Raw genomic sequence first — 17,141 nt, forward strand, 5'->3', positions numbered from 1 at the left:
AATCGAACACGTTGAGTGCATGGCCTGCCTTCAACAGGTTGTGCGCCATCGGGGCGCCCATGTTGCCCAGGCCGATGAATGCGATCTTCATGACAACGCTCCTTGGCCGCTCAGCGCAGGCTGATGGTGGTGTTCACGCCGCCAGCATCGACTGCGTCGTCAAACCAGCGGGCGGTCACGGTCTTCGTCTGCGTGTAGAACTGCACGACCTGCTTGCCGTACGGGCCCAGATCGCCCAGCTTGGAGCCGCGCGACCCCGTAAAGCTGAAGTACGGCACCGGCACCGGAATGGGGATGTTGATGCCCACTTGGCCGACGTCGATCTCGCTCTGGAACTTGCGTGCCGATGCACCGCTCTGCGTGAACAGGCCCACACCGTTGCCGAACGGGTTGGCATTGACCAGCGCAATGGCGTCGTCCAGCGTCGGTGCCGTCAGCACAACCATCACCGGCCCAAAGATCTCGTTGGTGTAGATATCCATATCGGTCGTCACATCGGTGAAGATGGTTGGGCCGACGAAGTTGCCGTCTTGATATCCGGCGACCTGCACACCGCGACCGTCGAGTGCCAGCGTGGCGCCCTGCTGAATACCCGACTCGATCAGGCCGAGAATGCGTTGCTTGGCTGCGCGCGAGACCACGGGGCCGACGTCCGTGCCCGGTTCCACACCCGCATTCACCTTGAGCGTTTTTGCCTTGGCGATCAGGTCCGGCACCCATTGCTGGGCTGCGCCCACCAGCACCACGACAGACGTTGCCATGCAGCGCTGCCCCGCCGCGCCAAAGGCCGCACCGGCCAGCGCATTGAGCGTCTGCTCACGATTGGCATCTGGCAGCACCACGGCGTGGTTCTTCGCGCCCATCATCGATTGCACGCGCTTGCCGTGCTCGCTGCCCAGGCGGTACACATGTGTGCCCACGGCGGTGGAGCCGACAAACGAAATCGCTTTCACGTGTTCATGCGTGCAGAGCGCATCCACCACGTCCTTGCCGCCGTGCACGACGTTGAGCACGCCCGCCGGTACACCGGCCTCCAGCGCCAGTTCCACCAGCATCATGGTCGACAGCGGGTCTTGCTCCGACGGCTTCAGCACGAACGTGTTGCCGCACACAATGGCCATCGGGAACATCCACAGCGGGATCATCGCCGGGAAGTTGAACGGCGTAATGCCCGCACACACGCCAATCGGCTGGCGCAGCGTGTAGGTGTCCACCGCGCCGGCCACGTTCTCCAGAAACTCACCCTGCTGCAGTGAGCCGATCGAGCACGCGTGCTCCACCACCTCCAGCCCGCGGAAGATGTCGCCTTCGGCATCCGGCAGCGTCTTGCCTTGCTCCGCCGTGAGCGTACGTGCAATGCGTGCTGAGTGCTCGCGAATCAGCGCCTGGAACTTGAGCATGATGCGCATGCGCGCGCCCACCGGCGTGTTCTTCCACGTGGCAAACGCGGCATGCGCAGATTGGATGGCCGCATCCACCTCGGCTGCCGTGGCAAACGGCACGCGCGCCAGCACTTCCTGCGTGGCAGGGTTCACGACGTCGCGCCACTCCTTCGACTTGGATTCGACAAACGCACCGCCGATCAACAGCTTGACGGTGGGCGGGGTGTCCTGATTGGCAGCAGGCTTGGCGGAAGCGAGAGAGGCAACGGCGCTCATTGTGGTTCTCCTAGGGAATTCGATGGCGGGGGTTCAATGGGGATCAGCTTGGTCAAGCGAAGTCTTCTTCCCAGAACTCCCCAGGCATGCGGGCAGGTTCTGGGTTGCGCTCCAGTTCGAGCCGGCGCAGCTCAACCCGGCGGATCTTTCCGGAGATCGTCTTGGGCAGCTCGCTGAACTGCAGGCGACGGATGCGCTTGTACGGCGCGAGTTTTTCGCGCGAGAAGAGGAACACGGCGCGCGCCAACTCCGGGCCAGCCTCGTAGCCCTGGCGCACCGTCACAAAAGCTTTGGGCACGGACAGGCGCAGCGGGTCGGAACTCGGTACCACGGCGGCTTCGGCAATGGCCTCGTGCTCGATCAGCACGCTCTCCAGCTCGAAGGGGCTCAGGCGGTAGTCGGATGATTTGAATACGTCATCCGTGCGGCCGACGTAGACGAAGTAGCCGTCGTCGCGGCGCATGGCGACGTCAGACGTGTGGTAGTAGCCGTTGCGCATCGCTTCGGCGGTGGCCTTGGCATTATTGGCGTAACCCTGCATCAGGCCCAACGGACGCTGCGCGAGCGGCAGCACGATCTCGCCTTCGCTGGCGGGTTGATCATCGTGGTCGACCAGTTCAACGCGGTAGCCCGGCAACGGGCGCCCGACCGAGCCCGGCACCACCGGCTGGCCCGGCGTGTTGCCGATCTGGCAGGTGGTCTCGGTCTGGCCAAAGCCATCGCGGATGGTCACGCTCCAGGCACTGCGCACGCGCTCGATGATCTCGGGGTTCAACGGTTCACCTGCACCGACGATCTCGCGCAGCTTGACCGGGTACGACGCCAGCGGCTCCTGCACCAGCATGCGCCACACGGTAGGCGGCGCGCACAGCGTAGTCACGCCACAGCGCACCAGCACATTCAGCGTGTCTTTCGGCACGAAGCGCGCGTAGTTGTAGACGAACACGCAGGCTTGCGCATTCCACGGCGCAAAGAAGCAACTCCAGGCATGCTTGGCCCAGCCGGGCGAGCTGATGTTCCAGTGAATGTCGCCCGGTTGCAGGCCGATCCAGTACATGGTCGACAGGTGGCCGACCGGGTAGCTCTGGTGCGTGTGCTCCACCAGCTTGGGCTTGGATGTGGTGCCCGAGGTGAAGTACAGCAGCAGTGGATCCGTGGCCTGGGTCGGGCCATCGGGGATGAACTCTGCAGGTGCGCTGTACGCGCCGGCCAGATCGATCCAGCCCTCACGCTGCGCACCCACGGCAATGCGCTTGACGCCCGCATCCACGGTATCGAACTTGTGCAGCTCCGCCGCATCCACAACCACACAGTTCGCACCACCCAGTTCCACGCGGTCGCGCACGTCATCCGGCGAGAGCTGCGTCGTAGCTGGCAGCACCACGGCACCCAGCTTCATGGCCGCTAGCATCACATCCCACAGTTCCACGCGGTTGGGCAACATCAGCAGCAAGCGGTCGCCACGCACGATGCCCAGCCTGCGCAGGAAGTTCGCCATGCGCGACGAGCGCTCGGACATCTGCGCGAACGAGAGCTTCAGCCCTTCGCCTTGCAGGTCATCGACAATCCACAGCGCCGGGTTGTCGTTGCCGCGCGCCATGACATCGAAGTAATCGAGCGCCCAGTTGAACGTGTCCAGCTTCGGCCATGCAAACTCGCGGTACGCGCGGTCGTAGTCTGAGCGATGGCGGAGCAGAAAATCGCGCGCCTCGACAAAACCCTTTGCTGCAGATGCCACTTCGTTCATCGTCGTCTCCTAGTCGGCGCGTCTGCGCTCTTTCGTCGCTGTTTCGTACTCGGTCGATGCCGTGCAGGGCGCGCTACACGTGCCGCGCAATCACCATCCGCTGGACTTCGCTGGTGCCTTCGTAGATCTGGGTGATGCGTGCGTCGCGGTAGTGGCGCTCGACAGCGTAGTCGGCCAGGTAACCGTAGCCGCCGTGGATCTGGATGGCGTTGGAGCAGATCTCCTCGGCCAGTTCGGATGCGTAGAGCTTGGCCTGCGAGGCTTCGGACAGGCACGGCTTGTCTGCACTGCGCAGGCGCGCCGCGTGGTGCACGAGCAGGCGCGCCGCATTCAGGCGCGTGGCCATGTCGGCCAGCATGTTGGCGATGGTCTGGTGCTCGCGCAGTGCCTTGCCGAACTGAATGCGCTCGTTGGCATAGTTGCGTGCGGCATCGAACGCGGCGCGCGCAATGCCCACTGCCTGTGCGGCAATGCCGATGCGCCCGCCTTCGAGGTTGGACAACGCAATCTTCAAGCCCTCGCCACGCTCACCCAGCAGATTCTCTTCGGGCACGGCGCAGTCTTCTAGTGTGATGGGGCAGGTGTCCGACGCGCGAATACCGAGCTTGTGCTCCGGCCGCCCCACATGAAAGCCCAGCGTGTCCGTCGGCACGATAAAGGCTGAGATGCCGCGCTTGCCGGCCTCAGGGTCCGTCACGGCAAACACGATGGCGATGTCCGCCCGCGCACCGTTAGTGACGAACTGCTTGTTGCCGTTGAGCACCCACTTGCCGTCGCGGAGCACCGCACGCGTGCGCAGATTGTTGGCCTCGGAACCGGCGTGCGGCTCGGTCAGACAGAACGCGCCAATCGCGCGGCCCGTGGCCAGGTCCGGCAGGTGGCGCGCCTTCTGCGCCTCGGTGCCGAACTTCAGGATCGGGCCGCAGCCGACCGAGTTGTGCACGCTCATCATCGTGGCGCAGGCGGCGCAGCCGGCGGCCACTTCTTCCAGCGCAAGCGCATAGGCCACGTAGTCGGTGTACGAACCGCCCAGCTCGGCCGGCACGATCATGCCCAGCAGGCCCAGCTCGCCCATCTCGCGCACCACGTCATCTGGCAGTGCACCATCGCGGTCCCACTGCGCCGCATTGGGCGCCAGGCGCTCGGTGGCAAAGTCGCGCGCAGCGTCGTGGATCATCCGCTGCTCTTCCGTATAGAAATCGTCCATCGCTTGCTCTCTGCTTGCCGACCGCGTGACGCTGCGTGCATGGGCGCCTTACACTGTGCAGCCCGCGGCGCGTGTATTCGATGGGGAAAAAGTGTAGGCATGCGGCGCGCCGGCTTCGATGCCCGTCACGCTCAACTTGCGTGAGCGGATTTGCCATACCGCGCTGCCGTAACGTTCGCTGCAACGATGAAGAACAACGAAAAAGGAACCGTCTCTGTCAGCCTCGTCAATGAGGCCGTGACCCGCGCACGCGCACACGGTGTCGACGTGCAGCCCGTCATGGCGGCGGCCGGCATCACGCCGCAGATGCTGGGCTCACCGCGCAGCCGCGTGTCGTCCGCGCAGTACGGCGCCCTGTGGGCTGGCATTGCGCAGGCCATGGACGACGAGTTCTTCGGGCAGGATGCGCACCCCATGCGCTGGGGCAGCTTCGTGGCGATGACGCAGGCGGCGCTTACCGCGCGCACCGGCCGGCAGGCGCTGCAGCGCGCGACCGGCTTCCTGCGGCTGGTGCTGGATGATCTGCACGTGCAGATCGAAGAGGATGCGCAGCACGTGCGCCTGGCCTTCGTGCACCGCAAGGGCACACGTGTGCCGCCCATGTTCACCTACGCCACGTGGTTCATCATGGTCTACGGCCTGGTCTGCTGGCTGGTGGGGCGGCGCATTCCGCTCATCGCCGCACGCTTCCGTTGTGCGGCGCCGCAAGATGCGCAGGAGTACCGCCTGATGTTCTGTGACGACATGGCATTCAAGCACAGCGCATCGTATGTCGATCTCTCGCCCGCCTTTCTTGACCTGCCGGTTATCCAAACCGCCGCGTCCATCAAGACCTTCTTGCGCGATGCGCCGGGCAGCTTCATCGTCAAGTACCGCAACCCCGATTCATTCGCGGCGCGCGTGCGCAAGACGCTGCGCAACCTGCCGGTGGCTAGCTGGCCTGCATCAGACGCGATGGCGCTCAAGCTGAACGTGGCCGAGGCCACCATGCGCCGGCGCCTCAAGCTGGAGGGCCACACGTATCAGTCCATCAAGGATGACCTGCGGCGCGACATTGCCATCGGCCAGTTGCAGGACACGCGCCGCACGATTGCCGACATTGCAGTCGCCGTCGGCTTTGCAGAGCCAAGCGCGTTTCACCGCGCCTTCCGCAAGTGGACGGGCATGCGACCGACCGACTACCGCTTGACCAGCGCAGGCTGAGGCTCAGCAGCGGCGGCGTCCGCACCTACGCTGCTCACTTCCCGCAGCGTTTCCAGAAAAGCCTTGAGCACTGGCGATGTGTCGTCCACGCGGTAATGCACGTACAGCGGCACGGCTGGAAGCGCGGGGTCCAGTGGTTTGAAAACCACCCCGGGCGGCGCCAGGTTGGCGGTGGACCCAGGCAGTAGCGCCACACCAAAGCCCGCACTCACCAGCGCCAGAAGCGTCTGCACCTCGGTCACCTGCTGGCGCACCAACGGTGCAAAACCGGCCTGGATGCACAGATGCATCAGGTGGTCGGCAAAGCGTGAGCGCTTGGACTCGAACGCCACGAACGGCTCGCCGGCAAAGTCGCCGAGTGCCAGGCTGGTTTGCCCGGCCAGCCGGTGTGTGGCGGGCAGCGCCATCACAATGGGCTCGTGCTGCAGCAACTCACTGCGCACGGCGGGGTCTTCGTGGCCGAGGCGGAAGATGCAGGCGTCAATGCGGCGCTCTTTGAGCGCTGTGACCTGCGCTGCGGGCGTCATTTCCTTGAGGCGCCAATCCACGCCGGGGTAACGCTCACGAAACTGGCGCAGCGCTTCGGGCAGCAGCCCCACCATCACCGAGCTGATCATGCCGATTTCCAACTCGCCGACCTGGCCGCGGCCCGCTTGCCGCGTAAGATCCAGCGCGCGGTTGAGCTGCTCGAACACCAGCGGCGCCTGTTCCTTGAGCGTGCGCCCGGCCGCCGTCAGCTCCACGCGATGGTGGCTGCGCACGAACAGCGGCGTGCCGATCTCATCTTCCAGCAGACGGATCTGCTGGCTCAGCGGCGGCTGCGACATGAACAGGCGCGCCGCCGCCCGCCCGAAGTGCAGTTCGTCGGCCAGCACCGAGAAGTAGCGCAGCAGGCGGATGTCCATGATGCGCCCTACGCCTGCAGGTCGAGCTTGAACGGCGTTTCGCGCTGGCGCTTTCCGGTCAGCCGGAAGATGGCGTTGGCAATGGCGGGCGCGACCGGCGGATTGGCCAATTCGCCCACGCCGCCTGGTTTGTCGCGGTTGCCGTCCACCACAACGATCTCGATGGCGGGCATGTCCGACATGCGCATCACCGGGTAGTCGTGGAAGTTGCTCTGCTGAACCGCACCGCCCTGGATATCGATACGATCGAACAGCGCATGGCCGAGGCCCCACATCAGGCCGCCGTAAAGCTGCTCCTCCACACCGGTGCGCGAGACAGCCAAGCCGACGTCGGCCACGCAGGTGAGCTTCTCCACCACCACGCGGCCATCCTTACGCGCCACCTGGGCCACCACGGCGATGTAGCTGTCATAGGCCTGGTGCGTGGCGACGCCCAGCGCATGCCCGTGCGCGGTTTTTCCCCACCCGGCGCGCTGTACGGCGGTGCGCAGCACCTCCACATGACGCGGCCGGTCAGCCATGTGTGCAACACGAAATTCCACCGGATCGCGCTTGGCCGCAACAGCCAGCTCGTCCATGAAGCTCTCGGTGGCGAACACATTGGGGATGAAGCTGACCGCCCGGTACCAGCCCGTCGGGATGCCCGTTTCGTGGCGCACCCAGCCGATGTCCATGTGGTTGGCGCGGTACGGAAAATCCCACTTCGAGATGGCCTCGGTGGTGCTGTAGTCCATGCGGTCTGCACGGTCGAAGTAGCCGGGCTCCCATTGCTCGGGCGAGGCCGGTGACACCGCGCGGATGCGCAGCGCATCGAGCCGGCCCTGTGTATCGAGCGCGCCTTCGAGCTGGTGATACGTGGCGGGGTGGCCGTACAGCGCGCGCATCTCGTCTTCACGGCTGTTCATCAGCTTGACGGGCACGCCAGCCTTCTTGGCAAGGTAGCTCACCTCGAACAACCAGTACTTGCTCTCGCGCGCGCCAAAGCTGCCGCCCGACACCATCTCGTGCAGGACCACCTTGTCGCGCGGCAGGCCGCAGATCGTCTCGGCCGCCTCCATCGCTGTGGACGGCACTTGGATACCGCCCCAGTACTGAATGACGCCATCCTTGAGCCACGCGGTAATGTTGACCGGCTCCAGCGGGTTCTGCTGCTTGTAGGGCATGCGGTAGGCTGCGTTGATGCGCTTTACCCCGTGCGCGATCGCCGCATCCGTATTGCCCGACTGGACGGTGTGCACCACACGGGCCTTGCCACTGGCGAGCCACGCTGCCTGGTGCTCGGCGACATGACCACTGTCGAAATCGGCGAAGGCGCTGTCGTCCCACTCGACCTTGAGCGCGGCACGGCCCTTGTTGGCGGCCCAGTAGTCGTCGGCCAACACCGCCACGCCTTCCTGGTTGCCGCCCAGCACGTCAGACCGCAGCGGAATGGTGATGACCTGGCGCACGCCGCGCACCTTCAAAGCCTCGGCGCTGTCGATATGCCGCACGCGCGCCCCAGTCATCGGAGCACGCTGCACCACTGCCACCAGCATGCCGGGCAATGCCACGTCGATGCCGTACTGGAAGCGGCCGCTGGCCTTGGCCGCAGCATCGCGCTTGTGCCGCAGCTTGCCGATGTATTTGAAGTCCGCCGGGTTCTTGAGCACGACGTTGGCAGGCGCGGCCAGGCGGCCTGCCGCATCGGCCAGTTCACCGTAGGTGGCCTTGCGGCCGTCGGCGCAGAGGACGGTGCCATCCGCCGTGCTGCAATTGGCAACCGGCACACCCCAACGTTGCGCTGCCGCACTCACCAGCATCGCGCGCGCCGTGGCGCCCGCCTGCCGCAGGCGTGCGTATTCGAGCGACACGCTGGTGCTGCCGCCCGTGGAATACACCTTCCAGATCGGGTGGATGTAGTCCTGAAAAAACGGATCTTCCGGCGTGATGACGGCAATGCGCATGGGGTCCACATCCAGCTCTTCCGCCACGCAGGCGGCCAGCGCCGTTTGTGTGCCGGTGCCGGAATCATGCTTGTGAACGACGATCTTGACCGTGTTGTCCGGCAGCACGCGTACCCAGGCATTCGGTTCGAACTCGCCCGCTGCGGCGTCCTTGCTGGCAGCCAGCGCATCGGGCAGACGGAACCCGACTGCCAGCCCTGCCGTCAACAATGCGCTCTGCTGCAGAAAGCGGCGGCGCGATGGCGCATCGAGCATCGGCGCGTGTGGCACTTGCGGCGTCGCGTTCATGCCTTGCCTCGCTCGTCGGCAGCGCGCTTGATCGCCTGGCGGATGCGCCCATAGGTACCGCAGCGGCAGATGTTGCCGGCCATGGCGTTGGTGATGGCCTCGTCGTTGACGGGGCCACCGGCCGCCAGCAGCGCTGCCGCCGACATGATCTGCCCCGACTGGCAGTAGCCGCATTGCGGCACGTCCTCAGCCACCCAGGCGCGTTGCAGTGGGTGTGTACCGTCCTTGGACAGCCCTTCGATGGTGGTGATCTTGTGCCCGGCCGCTACCGATGCAGGCGTGATGCACGCGCGAATCGGCGCGCCATCCAGGTGGACCGTGCAGGCCCCGCAGAAGCCGCCACCGCAGCCGAATTTGGTGCCGGTCAGCTTAAGCCGGTCGCGCAATACCCACAGCAGAGGCATGTCGGCGTCGGCATCGTCCAGCGCATGGGGGGTGCCATTGACCAGAATGTCGGTCATCATTGTTTCCTCCAGAAACCGGGCCGTCTTGTGCGGCCGCTACTGGCCGCAATATGAAGCCGCGCCCCGGCACCCCGCCAGCGACGATTTCTGCCGGACCCTGTAAGTCGAACTAACAGCCCACTGACAGCCGCCATGTACAAGCGTTATCCGTCGATCCAGTCAATGCATGCCTTCCTGCAGGCCGCCCGCACCGGCAGCTTTACCAAGGCCGCGCAGCAACTGGACCTGACGCACAGCGCCATCAGCCAGCAGATCCGCTCACTGGAGGAGTTCATCGGCCAGCCGCTCTTTGTGCGCGAGGCCGGCGGCATCGTGCTGACCGACGCCGGCCAACTCTTCGCCAGCATGCTCACCGACGGCTTCGGCCAGGTGGACCGGGCGCTGTCTTCGGTGCGCAACCGGCGCGTGCCGCAAACGTTAATCGTCGATGTCGACAGCGAACTGGCGCAGGGCTGGCTCAACGCGCGGCTGCCGCAGTTGCTGATGGCACTGCCCGGTTATCAGGTGATGTTCCTGTCGACCACACGCGGCGAGCGGCCATCGTTCGAGCGTGTGGATGTCTCGCTGCGCTACGGCTACGGGGAATGGGACGACTGCGAGATGGCCCTGATCTGTGGCGACCACGTCACCGCCGTGGCGGCACCTGCCCTGCTGGAACAGCACGGTGTGCAGGCGCCACTCGCACCATCGGCGGTGATGACGCTGCCGCTGCTGGGTTACACGCGGCGCTCGTGGATTCCCTGGCTCGATGCGGCCGCACAGGAGCCGCAGGAACCCGCGGTGGTGGCCGCTTTCGATAACGCGGCCAACATGGTGGCTGCGGCCGAATCCGGCATCGGCGTCGCGCTGGTGCGCGGCCTGCTGGCGGCCGATGCGTTGCAGCATGGGCGCCTCGTGCAACTGACCGAGGTGGCCATCCCGGCGCACTACAACCTATATGCCGTCTGGCAACGCGGCCAGGGCGAGCGTGCCCGCGCCGTGGTAAATGCAGTGCAGCAACTCACACGCGACACGCTGGGCGGCTGAGCCGTCGCTTATCCCCGCCTCACCTTCCCGCCCGCTTGCCGATATCGGCAACGTATCAAGACCGCCGCCAAATAGTATTGGCCGGCCCCTAGTTCCGACTCCGATACTGCGCCCCAAGCAGCACGCATCCGGCATCAACGCGAATCAACGCGATCCGGCGAGGGGAAGGCACACGCCTAGCAAAGAGCGCCGCGCTGCAGGACGTGCCTGCCCTCACCGGGAAGCCATCACGCGCTTCCTCCCAGTCATCAGGAGATCCAACGATGATCATCGACATCAGCTGCTACCCCACCGACCTGGTGGACCTCGCGTGGTGGCACGACGGCGACCCCTTTACCGGCGAGCGTCTGCTCGAAATGATGGACGGCCCCTACATGATCAACGGCAAGCCGCGCCGTATTGACAAGGCCTTCATCCAGCCGCCGCAGGGCAACACCATCTATACGTGGACGGACGGCGAGCTCACGGGCCGCGAGTCCATCGACGCCTACATGGCGTACACCCTCAAGATGGTGCAGACGTATCCCGACCGCTTCATCGGTTGCTTCGTCTACAACCCGCGCTGCGGTGTGCAGAACGGCGTGGAAGCCATCGAGCGCTACGTCAAGGAACACGGCTTCAAGATGGTCCAGATGCAGGCCAACATGCACGCCTACCGGCCCGACCGCGCGCTGGACTGGGTGATGCCGGCCTTCGAGAAGTGCGCCGAACTGGGTGTGCCCGTCAAGCTGCATACCGGCGACGGCCCCTACAGCATCCCATCGGAATGGATTCCGATGATCAAGCAGTTCCCGAACGTCGATTTCATCATGGCGCACTTTGGTGTGCAGACCGGCGGCGTGTACGTGTTCGAGCCGATGCAGTGGGCCATGGAACTGCCCAACGTGTACTGCGAATCGGGCTGGTGCCTGCAGTCGCGCATCGTTGAATTTGCCAAGGTGCTGCCCAAGCACAAGATCCTGTTCGGCACCGACACGCCGCCCAACGAGCCCGGCATGTGGCTACGCTTGCTGGAGGTGCTGTGCATGGACCCGCCGCAGGGCCTGAACCTCGATGAAGACACGCTCGAGGATTACCTGGGCAACAACATCGCCCGCATGATCGGCCTGGAGCCGACCCGTCCGCCCAAGACCGTGGCCGAAGCCGAAGCGCAGCTTGCGCTGGCTGCCGCCTGAGCCACCGCAGAACGCACGGAGCGCACCCATGATTATCGATACCCATCTGCACCCGACCAACCTCGTCGACGAGGCCTGGCGCCACACCGGCACGCCGTTCAACGGCGAGCGCATGATCCAGCTGATGGATGGCCCCTACATGATCAACGGCAAGCCGCGCCGCATTGACATGGGCTTCATCCAACCGCCGCCGGGCAACACCGGTTACCGCGACGGCAACCGCCGCGGCCGCGAAGGCATTCGTGACTACATGTCGTACATCGCCGAACTGACGCAGAAGTACCCCGACCGCTTCATCGGCAACTTCACCTACAACCCGCGCTGGGGCCCGGAGAACGGTGCGGCGGAGCTGGAATTCCACATCAAGGAATACGGCTTCAAGATGGTCAAGCTGCACGCCAACATGCACGGCTACCGCCCCGACCGCGCACTGGACTGGCTGCGTCCGGCCATGAAGGTCTGCGCCAAGTACAACATCGTGGTGCTGATCCACACCGGCGACGGCCCGTACACCATCCCGACGATGTTCTACCCGATCATCCGCGAGTTCCCGATGGTGAACTTCATCATCGGCCACTTCGGTATCCAGACGGGCGGCAACTACTCGTTCGAGGCGTTCTGGATGGCGATGGACACGCCCAACGTGTACTGCGAATCGGGCTGGTGCTTCCAGTCGCGCATCGTTGAGTTTGCCAAGCAGCTGCCGCGCGACAAGATCGTCTTCGGCACCGATTCGCCGCCCAACGAGCCAGGCATGTGGCTGCGCGAGCTGGAAGTGCTGTGCTCGGCGCCGCCGCAAGGGTTGGGCATCGATGAGGACCACCTCGAAGACTATCTGGGCAACAACATTGCGCGACTGGTCGGCATCGAGCCCACCAAGCCGCCCAAGGACCTGGCCGAGGCGGAACTGCGCCTGAAGTCGACCTACGTCCAGACAGCAGAAGCGGCCTGAGCGCCGATCCCGCGGGCGCCGCGCCTCTGTGGTACCGGCGCCCGCCTCTAGCGAGGTGTGCCATGAGCATGACCCGGCTTGCCGAAGGCCAGGATTTCCACGTCTTCGCCAATCTCTATCGCGAGCTGTATCCGGATGACGTCCTGACCCTGCACAACGGCATCTCCGCCGACCAGGACGTCACGGCCGTCATCGACCAACTTGCTGCGCGCAACCGCAACCCCATGCTGGTGTGCGAGCAGGTCAGCGGCCTGCAGGTGCCGCTGGTCACCAATGTCTTTGCCTCGCGCACACGGCTGGCACGGTTGTTCGACGTGCCGCCGCATCAACTGCACGATGCCTTCCAGGCGCGTGCCAATGCGCCCATCGCACCGCGTGTCGTTTCGCAGGGGCCCATCACCGACGAGGTGATCGAAGGCGATGCGGTGGACGTTGCGCTGCTGCCAATGATCAAGCACTTCGAGAGCGACCGCGCGCCCTACATCACCAACGCCATCATCGTGGCTGAGGACCCGGTAACCGGCGTGTCGAACATGAGCTATCACCGCTCGATGCGCCACGCACGCAACGCGCTGGCCACCAGCCTGCACTCGCGCGGGCACCTGTGGCGCATGCTGCAGACCGCGCGCGAGCGCGGCGATGTACTGCGTGTGGCAATGGTGGTGGGCGCGCATCCGCTGTTCATGCTGGCCGCCGCCGCGCGCCTGCCCTTCGGTGCCGATGAACGCGCCGTGGCCGGTGGCCTGCTGGGCGCGCCGCTGGATATCGTGCGCACGCCCCGCTACGGCATCGGCGTGCCGGCGGCGGCGGAGTTCGTGCTGGAAGGCACCATCGACCCGGCCGCGTATGCGGAAGAAGGCCCGTTTGGTGAATTCACCGGCTATTCGTCAGACCGCTCCACCAACAACGTGCTGCGCATCGATTCGTTGATGCGCCGGCGCGATGCATGGCTGGTCGACGTGGTGGGCGGTCAGTACGCCGAGCACCTCACGCTGGCCCGCCTGCCGCGCGAAGCCGAGATGAGCGAAAAGCTCAAGGCGCGCTTCCCTTCAGTGACGGCGCTGCACTACCCGAACTCGGGCACGCACTTCCACTGCTATGTCGCGCTCAATCCGACACGCGACGGCGAGGCCCGCCAGATCATGCTCGCCCTGCTCGGCTGGGACCCGTACCTCAAGACCGTGATTGCCGTGGATTCGGACATCGATCTGCAGCAGGACGAACAGGTGCTGTGGGCCATGGCCACGCATTTCCAGCCGCATCAGGATCTGTTCATGATCGATGGCCTGCCGGGCAGCCCGCTCGATCCGTCGTCGTCCGTGCATGGCACGACCTCGCGCATGGGCATCGACGCCACGCGCGGCGCCAGCTTCGAGGGCATCCGTGCACGCATCGATCCGGCGGTCATTGCGCGGGCAAGCGAGATCCTCGCCAAAGCCGGAGTGCAATCATGAATGCACGCCATCTTCAGCATCTCCGCCCCGCGCCCCCGCGCATGGTGGTCGGCATCAGCGGCGCGTCAGGCTTCATCTACGGCGTGCGCCTGCTGGAGCTGCTGCAGGCGCTGGAGGTGGAAACGCACCTCGTCGTCACGCGGTCTGCCCTGCTGACGATGACGCACGAAACGCCGTACAAGCTGGCCGACGTGATCGACCGCGCCACGCATTACCACCGTGCAGACGACATGGCCGCCGGCATTGCCAGCGGATCGTTTCGCGCGCTCGGCATGATCGTGGCGCCGTGCTCGATGAAATCGCTGGCGGAAATCGCCACCGGTGTTTCGTCGACACTGCTGACACGCGCGGCGGATGTCACGCTCAAAGAGCGCCGCCCGCTGGTACTGATGGCGCGCGAGACGCCATTCACCCTGGCACACCTGCGCAACATGCAGGCCGTGACGGAAATGGGCGCCATCGTCGCCCCGCCCGTGCCGGCCTTCTATGCAAGACCCAATACGTTGGACGACATGATCGACCACACCCTCGGCCGCGTACTCGACCTCTTCGGGCTCGATGCCGGCACCGCCCTGCGCTGGGGCGAACACGCCTTACCAACCTTAGTCCGTACCCCACCCACGATTGACAAGGAGATCGCATGACCACCCAAGCCCACCTGCCTGGCCCGAACACCAAGATCCCGGTCACCATCCTGACCGGCTTCCTCGGCGCCGGAAAAACCACGCTGCTCAATTACATCCTGCGTGAAAACCACGGCCGCAAGATTGCCGTGATCGAAAACGAATTCGGCGAGGTCGGCATTGACGGCGGCCTGGTGATGGCCTCGGAGAACGAAGAGATCTACGAGATGGTCAACGGCTGCGTGTGCTGCACGGCCGAAGTACGCGAAGACCTCGTGCGCATCGTGCGCCAACTCGTTGCACGGCCCGAGCGCTTGGACCACATCCTGGTGGAAACCAGCGGCCTGGCCGATCCGTACCCGGTGGCACAGTCGTTCTTCATTGACGACCCGATCGCCAAGCACGTGGAGCTGGACGCCATCGTGACCATGGTTGACGCCAAGCACATCGCCGCGCATCTGGACGATCTGCAACTGGACGGTGTCGACAACCAGGCCGTTGACCAGATCGTCTGTGCAGACCGCATCGTCATCAACAAGGTGGACCTGGTCGATGCCGATGCCGTTACCGCGCTGCGCGAACGCATCCGCGGGCTGAACGCCACGGCCGACATCGTCACCTCCAGTTATGCCGAGATCGACCTGAACAAGATCATTGGCGTGGGCGCGTTCGAAGCCACGCAGAAGCTGCTGGAGATCGGTGCCGAGCATGGCGAGCACCACGATCATGACCATCATGATCACGACCATGAACATGTTCATGCCGAAGCGCATGACCACGAGCCCGATCACCAGCACGACCCGAGCGTCAGCTCGGTGGGCTTTGACGTGCCGGCTGACGTTGACCTCGCCCGCTTCCATACCTGGATCGAAACCCTGCGCAACGAACAAGCGGAAACGCTGTATCGCATGAAGGGCATCCTGGCCGTGCAAGGTCAGGCGCAGCGCTACGTGCTGCAGGGTGTGCACAGCCTCATCGATTTTCGCGCAACGCAGCCCTGGGGCAGCGAAGCGCGCAGCAGCAAGATCGTCTTCATCGGCCGCGACCTTGATCGTGCGGCCCTGCAGGACGGTTTCAACGCGTGTCTGGCGGCGTGAGCATGCCATGACATGACATCCCCCTGACCTGCGGGCGGCTCCTGGCACGCCCCGGGCATGACAACGATAGGAGACAACCATGACAACAGCCGTACACCCGGTCGACCAGATTTTGTCGACCCGACAGATGTTGACGTTGGGCTTGCAGCATATGGCGGTGTCGTACATCGGCGCCATCGCGGTGCCGCTGATCATTGCATCGGCGCTGAAGATGTCGCAGGCGGACACCATTGTCCTCATCAGCACAACGTTGTTCTGCTCGGGCATCGCCACGCTGTTGCAGACCATCGGGTTCTGGAAGTTCGGGGTGCGGTTGCCGATCCTGCAGGGGGTCGCGTTCAGCAGCGTAGGGCCGGTGATTGCCATCGGCACCAACCCTGCCGTAGGTTTCGCGGGCGTGTGCGGTGCGGTCATTACGGCCGGTCTGTTTACGCTGCTCGCCGCACCGCTGGTGGGGCGGCTGCGGCGATTTTTTCCACCGGTGGTGACGGGCTGTATCGTGACCGTCATCGGCCTGCAACTCTTTCCGGTCGCCTATGACTGGGTGGGCGGCGGGCGCAACGCCTCCAACTTCGGTGCGCCGCTGTACCTGATGGTGGCGGCCATCGTGGTGCTCACCATCCTCCTCATCAACCGCTTCGGCACCCCGCTGCTGCGCAACCTCGCGGTGCTGATCGGCATGATTGTCGGCACGCTGCTCGGCTGTGCGCTGGGCATGGGCAACTTCCACGGTGTGGCGGAAGCCCCGTGGGCAACGCTGCCGGTGCCCTTCCACTTCGGCATGCCCGTTTTTGCGATCGTGCCGGCACTCACCATGATCGTCGTGATGATCGTGCAGATGGTGGAATCGATGGGGCTGTTCCTGGCCATCGGTGACATCGTCGAGAAGCCCATCCAGGAAGAAGAAGCCATCAACGGCCTGCGCGCCAACGGTTTGGCCAGCGCCATTGCCGGCATGTTCGCAGCCTTCCCGTTCATTGCGTTCATGGAGAACGTCGGGCTGGTGGTGCTGACCGGCGTGCGCAGCCGCTGGGTGGTGGCCGTGAGCGGCGTGCTGATGTGCCTGGTGGCGCTGGTGCCCAAGGCCGGCGCCGTGATTGCCGCCACGCCGCCGGCTGCACTGGGCGGTGCGGGCATCGCCATGTTCGGTGTGGTGGCCGCAGCCGGTATCCAGACGCTGGCACGCGTGGACTACGAAGAGAACCGCTACAACGTGCTGATCGTGGGCTTCACGATTGCCGCGGCGTTGGTGCCGGTGCTTGCCCCGGCGCTGTTCAAGCAAATGCCCGACTGGACGCAACCGTTCCTGCACAGCGGCGTGGTCATCGCCTGCCTGGTGTCGGTGGCGCTGAATCTGCTGCTCAATGGCACCGGCGAAGCGCATGTGCCGTCGTCCATC

General features: G+C 64.9%; 15 protein-coding genes. 8 read left to right on the top strand and 7 right to left on the bottom strand.

Annotated features, from left to right (window positions below; all coding sequences use genetic code 11):
- The 4 genes from JHD73_RS20445 to JHD73_RS20460 all read right to left on the bottom strand — a co-directional run.
- The coding region (locus tag JHD73_RS20445; RefSeq protein WP_199032057.1) for an NAD(P)-binding domain-containing protein at window positions 1-91 on the bottom strand (91 nt) is incomplete at its 3' end.
- A gap of 19 nt (window positions 92-110) precedes the next feature.
- The gene (locus tag JHD73_RS20450) at window positions 111-1,658 is read right to left on the bottom strand and encodes a CoA-acylating methylmalonate-semialdehyde dehydrogenase (RefSeq protein ID WP_199032058.1); all 1,548 of its coding nucleotides are present in this window, start codon (window positions 1,656-1,658) and stop codon (window positions 111-113) included.
- A gap of 52 nt (window positions 1,659-1,710) precedes the next feature.
- Window positions 1,711-3,405, bottom strand: coding sequence for an AMP-binding protein (locus tag JHD73_RS20455; RefSeq protein ID WP_199032059.1), 1,695 nt, complete (start codon window positions 3,403-3,405; stop codon window positions 1,711-1,713).
- Between the two features lie 73 nt (window positions 3,406-3,478).
- Window positions 3,479-4,612 carry an acyl-CoA dehydrogenase gene (locus tag JHD73_RS20460; protein ID WP_199032060.1) on the bottom strand — a complete coding sequence of 378 codons (1,134 nt, stop codon included), beginning with the start codon at window positions 4,610-4,612 and terminating at the stop codon, window positions 3,479-3,481.
- A 186-nt stretch (window positions 4,613-4,798) separates the two neighbouring features.
- Here JHD73_RS20460 and JHD73_RS20465 point away from each other — a divergent pair, with 186 nt between their 5' ends.
- Entirely contained in the window at window positions 4,799-5,815 is a 1,017-nt protein-coding gene (locus JHD73_RS20465) for an AraC family transcriptional regulator (RefSeq protein WP_199032061.1), read from the top strand.
- Here JHD73_RS20465 and JHD73_RS20470 read toward each other — a convergent pair.
- From JHD73_RS20470 to JHD73_RS20480, 3 genes are read right to left on the bottom strand one after another with little or no spacing between them, the layout of a single operon-like run.
- Window positions 5,791-6,720 (bottom strand): LysR family transcriptional regulator, encoded by a 930-nt coding sequence (locus tag JHD73_RS20470; protein ID WP_199032062.1) that lies wholly within the window; start codon window positions 6,718-6,720, stop codon window positions 5,791-5,793. The genes JHD73_RS20465 and JHD73_RS20470 overlap by 25 nt on opposite strands.
- 8 nt (window positions 6,721-6,728) lie before the next feature.
- Window positions 6,729-8,951: a xanthine dehydrogenase family protein molybdopterin-binding subunit gene (locus JHD73_RS20475; protein WP_199032063.1), complete on the bottom strand. Its 2,223-nt coding sequence runs from the start codon at window positions 8,949-8,951 to the stop codon at window positions 6,729-6,731.
- Window positions 8,948-9,412: a (2Fe-2S)-binding protein gene (locus tag JHD73_RS20480; RefSeq protein WP_199032069.1), complete on the bottom strand. Its 465-nt coding sequence runs from the start codon at window positions 9,410-9,412 to the stop codon at window positions 8,948-8,950. The genes JHD73_RS20475 and JHD73_RS20480 overlap by 4 nt, the downstream gene beginning before the upstream one ends.
- Before the next feature lie 135 nt (window positions 9,413-9,547).
- Between JHD73_RS20480 and JHD73_RS20485 the strand changes: the two genes are divergently transcribed.
- From JHD73_RS20485 to JHD73_RS20515, 7 genes are all read left to right on the top strand, one after another.
- Window positions 9,548-10,441 carry a LysR family transcriptional regulator gene (locus JHD73_RS20485; protein WP_199032064.1) on the top strand — a complete coding sequence of 298 codons (894 nt, stop codon included), beginning with the start codon at window positions 9,548-9,550 and terminating at the stop codon, window positions 10,439-10,441.
- A 263-nt stretch (window positions 10,442-10,704) separates the two neighbouring features.
- Window positions 10,705-11,616 carry an amidohydrolase family protein gene (locus tag JHD73_RS20490; RefSeq protein ID WP_021192950.1) on the top strand — a complete coding sequence of 304 codons (912 nt, stop codon included), beginning with the start codon at window positions 10,705-10,707 and terminating at the stop codon, window positions 11,614-11,616.
- Window positions 11,617-11,644: 28 nt separating this feature from the next.
- Window positions 11,645-12,568, top strand: coding sequence for an amidohydrolase family protein (locus JHD73_RS20495; protein ID WP_021192951.1), 924 nt, complete (start codon window positions 11,645-11,647; stop codon window positions 12,566-12,568).
- A 62-nt stretch (window positions 12,569-12,630) separates the two neighbouring features.
- Window positions 12,631-14,022: a UbiD family decarboxylase gene (locus JHD73_RS20500; protein ID WP_199032065.1), complete on the top strand. Its 1,392-nt coding sequence runs from the start codon at window positions 12,631-12,633 to the stop codon at window positions 14,020-14,022.
- Window positions 14,019-14,666 (top strand): UbiX family flavin prenyltransferase, encoded by a 648-nt coding sequence (locus JHD73_RS20505; protein ID WP_199032066.1) that lies wholly within the window; start codon window positions 14,019-14,021, stop codon window positions 14,664-14,666. The genes JHD73_RS20500 and JHD73_RS20505 overlap by 4 nt, the downstream gene beginning before the upstream one ends.
- Window positions 14,663-15,742 (top strand): GTP-binding protein, encoded by a 1,080-nt coding sequence (locus JHD73_RS20510; RefSeq protein WP_199032067.1) that lies wholly within the window; start codon window positions 14,663-14,665, stop codon window positions 15,740-15,742. Before JHD73_RS20505 ends, JHD73_RS20510 begins: the two co-directional genes overlap by 4 nt.
- A 79-nt stretch (window positions 15,743-15,821) precedes the next feature.
- A partial coding sequence (locus JHD73_RS20515; protein ID WP_199032068.1) for a nucleobase:cation symporter-2 family protein occupies window positions 15,822-17,141 on the top strand: 1,320 nt, incomplete at its 3' end.

The organism is Ralstonia sp. ASV6 (genome assembly GCF_016429285.1).
GTDB classification, from domain to species: Bacteria; Pseudomonadota; Gammaproteobacteria; order Burkholderiales; family Burkholderiaceae; genus Ralstonia; species Ralstonia flaminis.

Bases quoted from the DNA above. Each gene is read 5' to 3' on its own strand.
- JHD73_RS20480 (WP_199032069.1), bottom strand. From the start codon at position 9,412: ATGACCGACATTCTGGTCAATGGCACCCCCCATGCGCTGGACGATGCC.
- JHD73_RS20485 (WP_199032064.1), top strand. From the start codon at position 9,548: ATGTACAAGCGTTATCCGTCGATCCAGTCAATGCATGCCTTCCTGCAG.
- JHD73_RS20500 (WP_199032065.1), top strand. From the start codon at position 12,631: ATGAGCATGACCCGGCTTGCCGAAGGCCAGGATTTCCACGTCTTCGCC.
- JHD73_RS20450 (WP_199032058.1), bottom strand. From the start codon at position 1,658: ATGAGCGCCGTTGCCTCTCTCGCTTCCGCCAAGCCTGCTGCCAATCAG.
- JHD73_RS20510 (WP_199032067.1), top strand. From the start codon at position 14,663: ATGACCACCCAAGCCCACCTGCCTGGCCCGAACACCAAGATCCCGGTC.
- JHD73_RS20470 (WP_199032062.1), bottom strand. From the start codon at position 6,720: ATGGACATCCGCCTGCTGCGCTACTTCTCGGTGCTGGCCGACGAACTG.
- JHD73_RS20495 (WP_021192951.1), top strand. From the start codon at position 11,645: ATGATTATCGATACCCATCTGCACCCGACCAACCTCGTCGACGAGGCC.
- JHD73_RS20490 (WP_021192950.1), top strand. From the start codon at position 10,705: ATGATCATCGACATCAGCTGCTACCCCACCGACCTGGTGGACCTCGCG.
- JHD73_RS20465 (WP_199032061.1), top strand. From the start codon at position 4,799: ATGAAGAACAACGAAAAAGGAACCGTCTCTGTCAGCCTCGTCAATGAG.
- JHD73_RS20475 (WP_199032063.1), bottom strand. From the start codon at position 8,951: ATGAACGCGACGCCGCAAGTGCCACACGCGCCGATGCTCGATGCGCCA.
- JHD73_RS20505 (WP_199032066.1), top strand. From the start codon at position 14,019: ATGAATGCACGCCATCTTCAGCATCTCCGCCCCGCGCCCCCGCGCATG.
- JHD73_RS20460 (WP_199032060.1), bottom strand. From the start codon at position 4,612: ATGGACGATTTCTATACGGAAGAGCAGCGGATGATCCACGACGCTGCG.
- JHD73_RS20455 (WP_199032059.1), bottom strand. From the start codon at position 3,405: ATGAACGAAGTGGCATCTGCAGCAAAGGGTTTTGTCGAGGCGCGCGAT.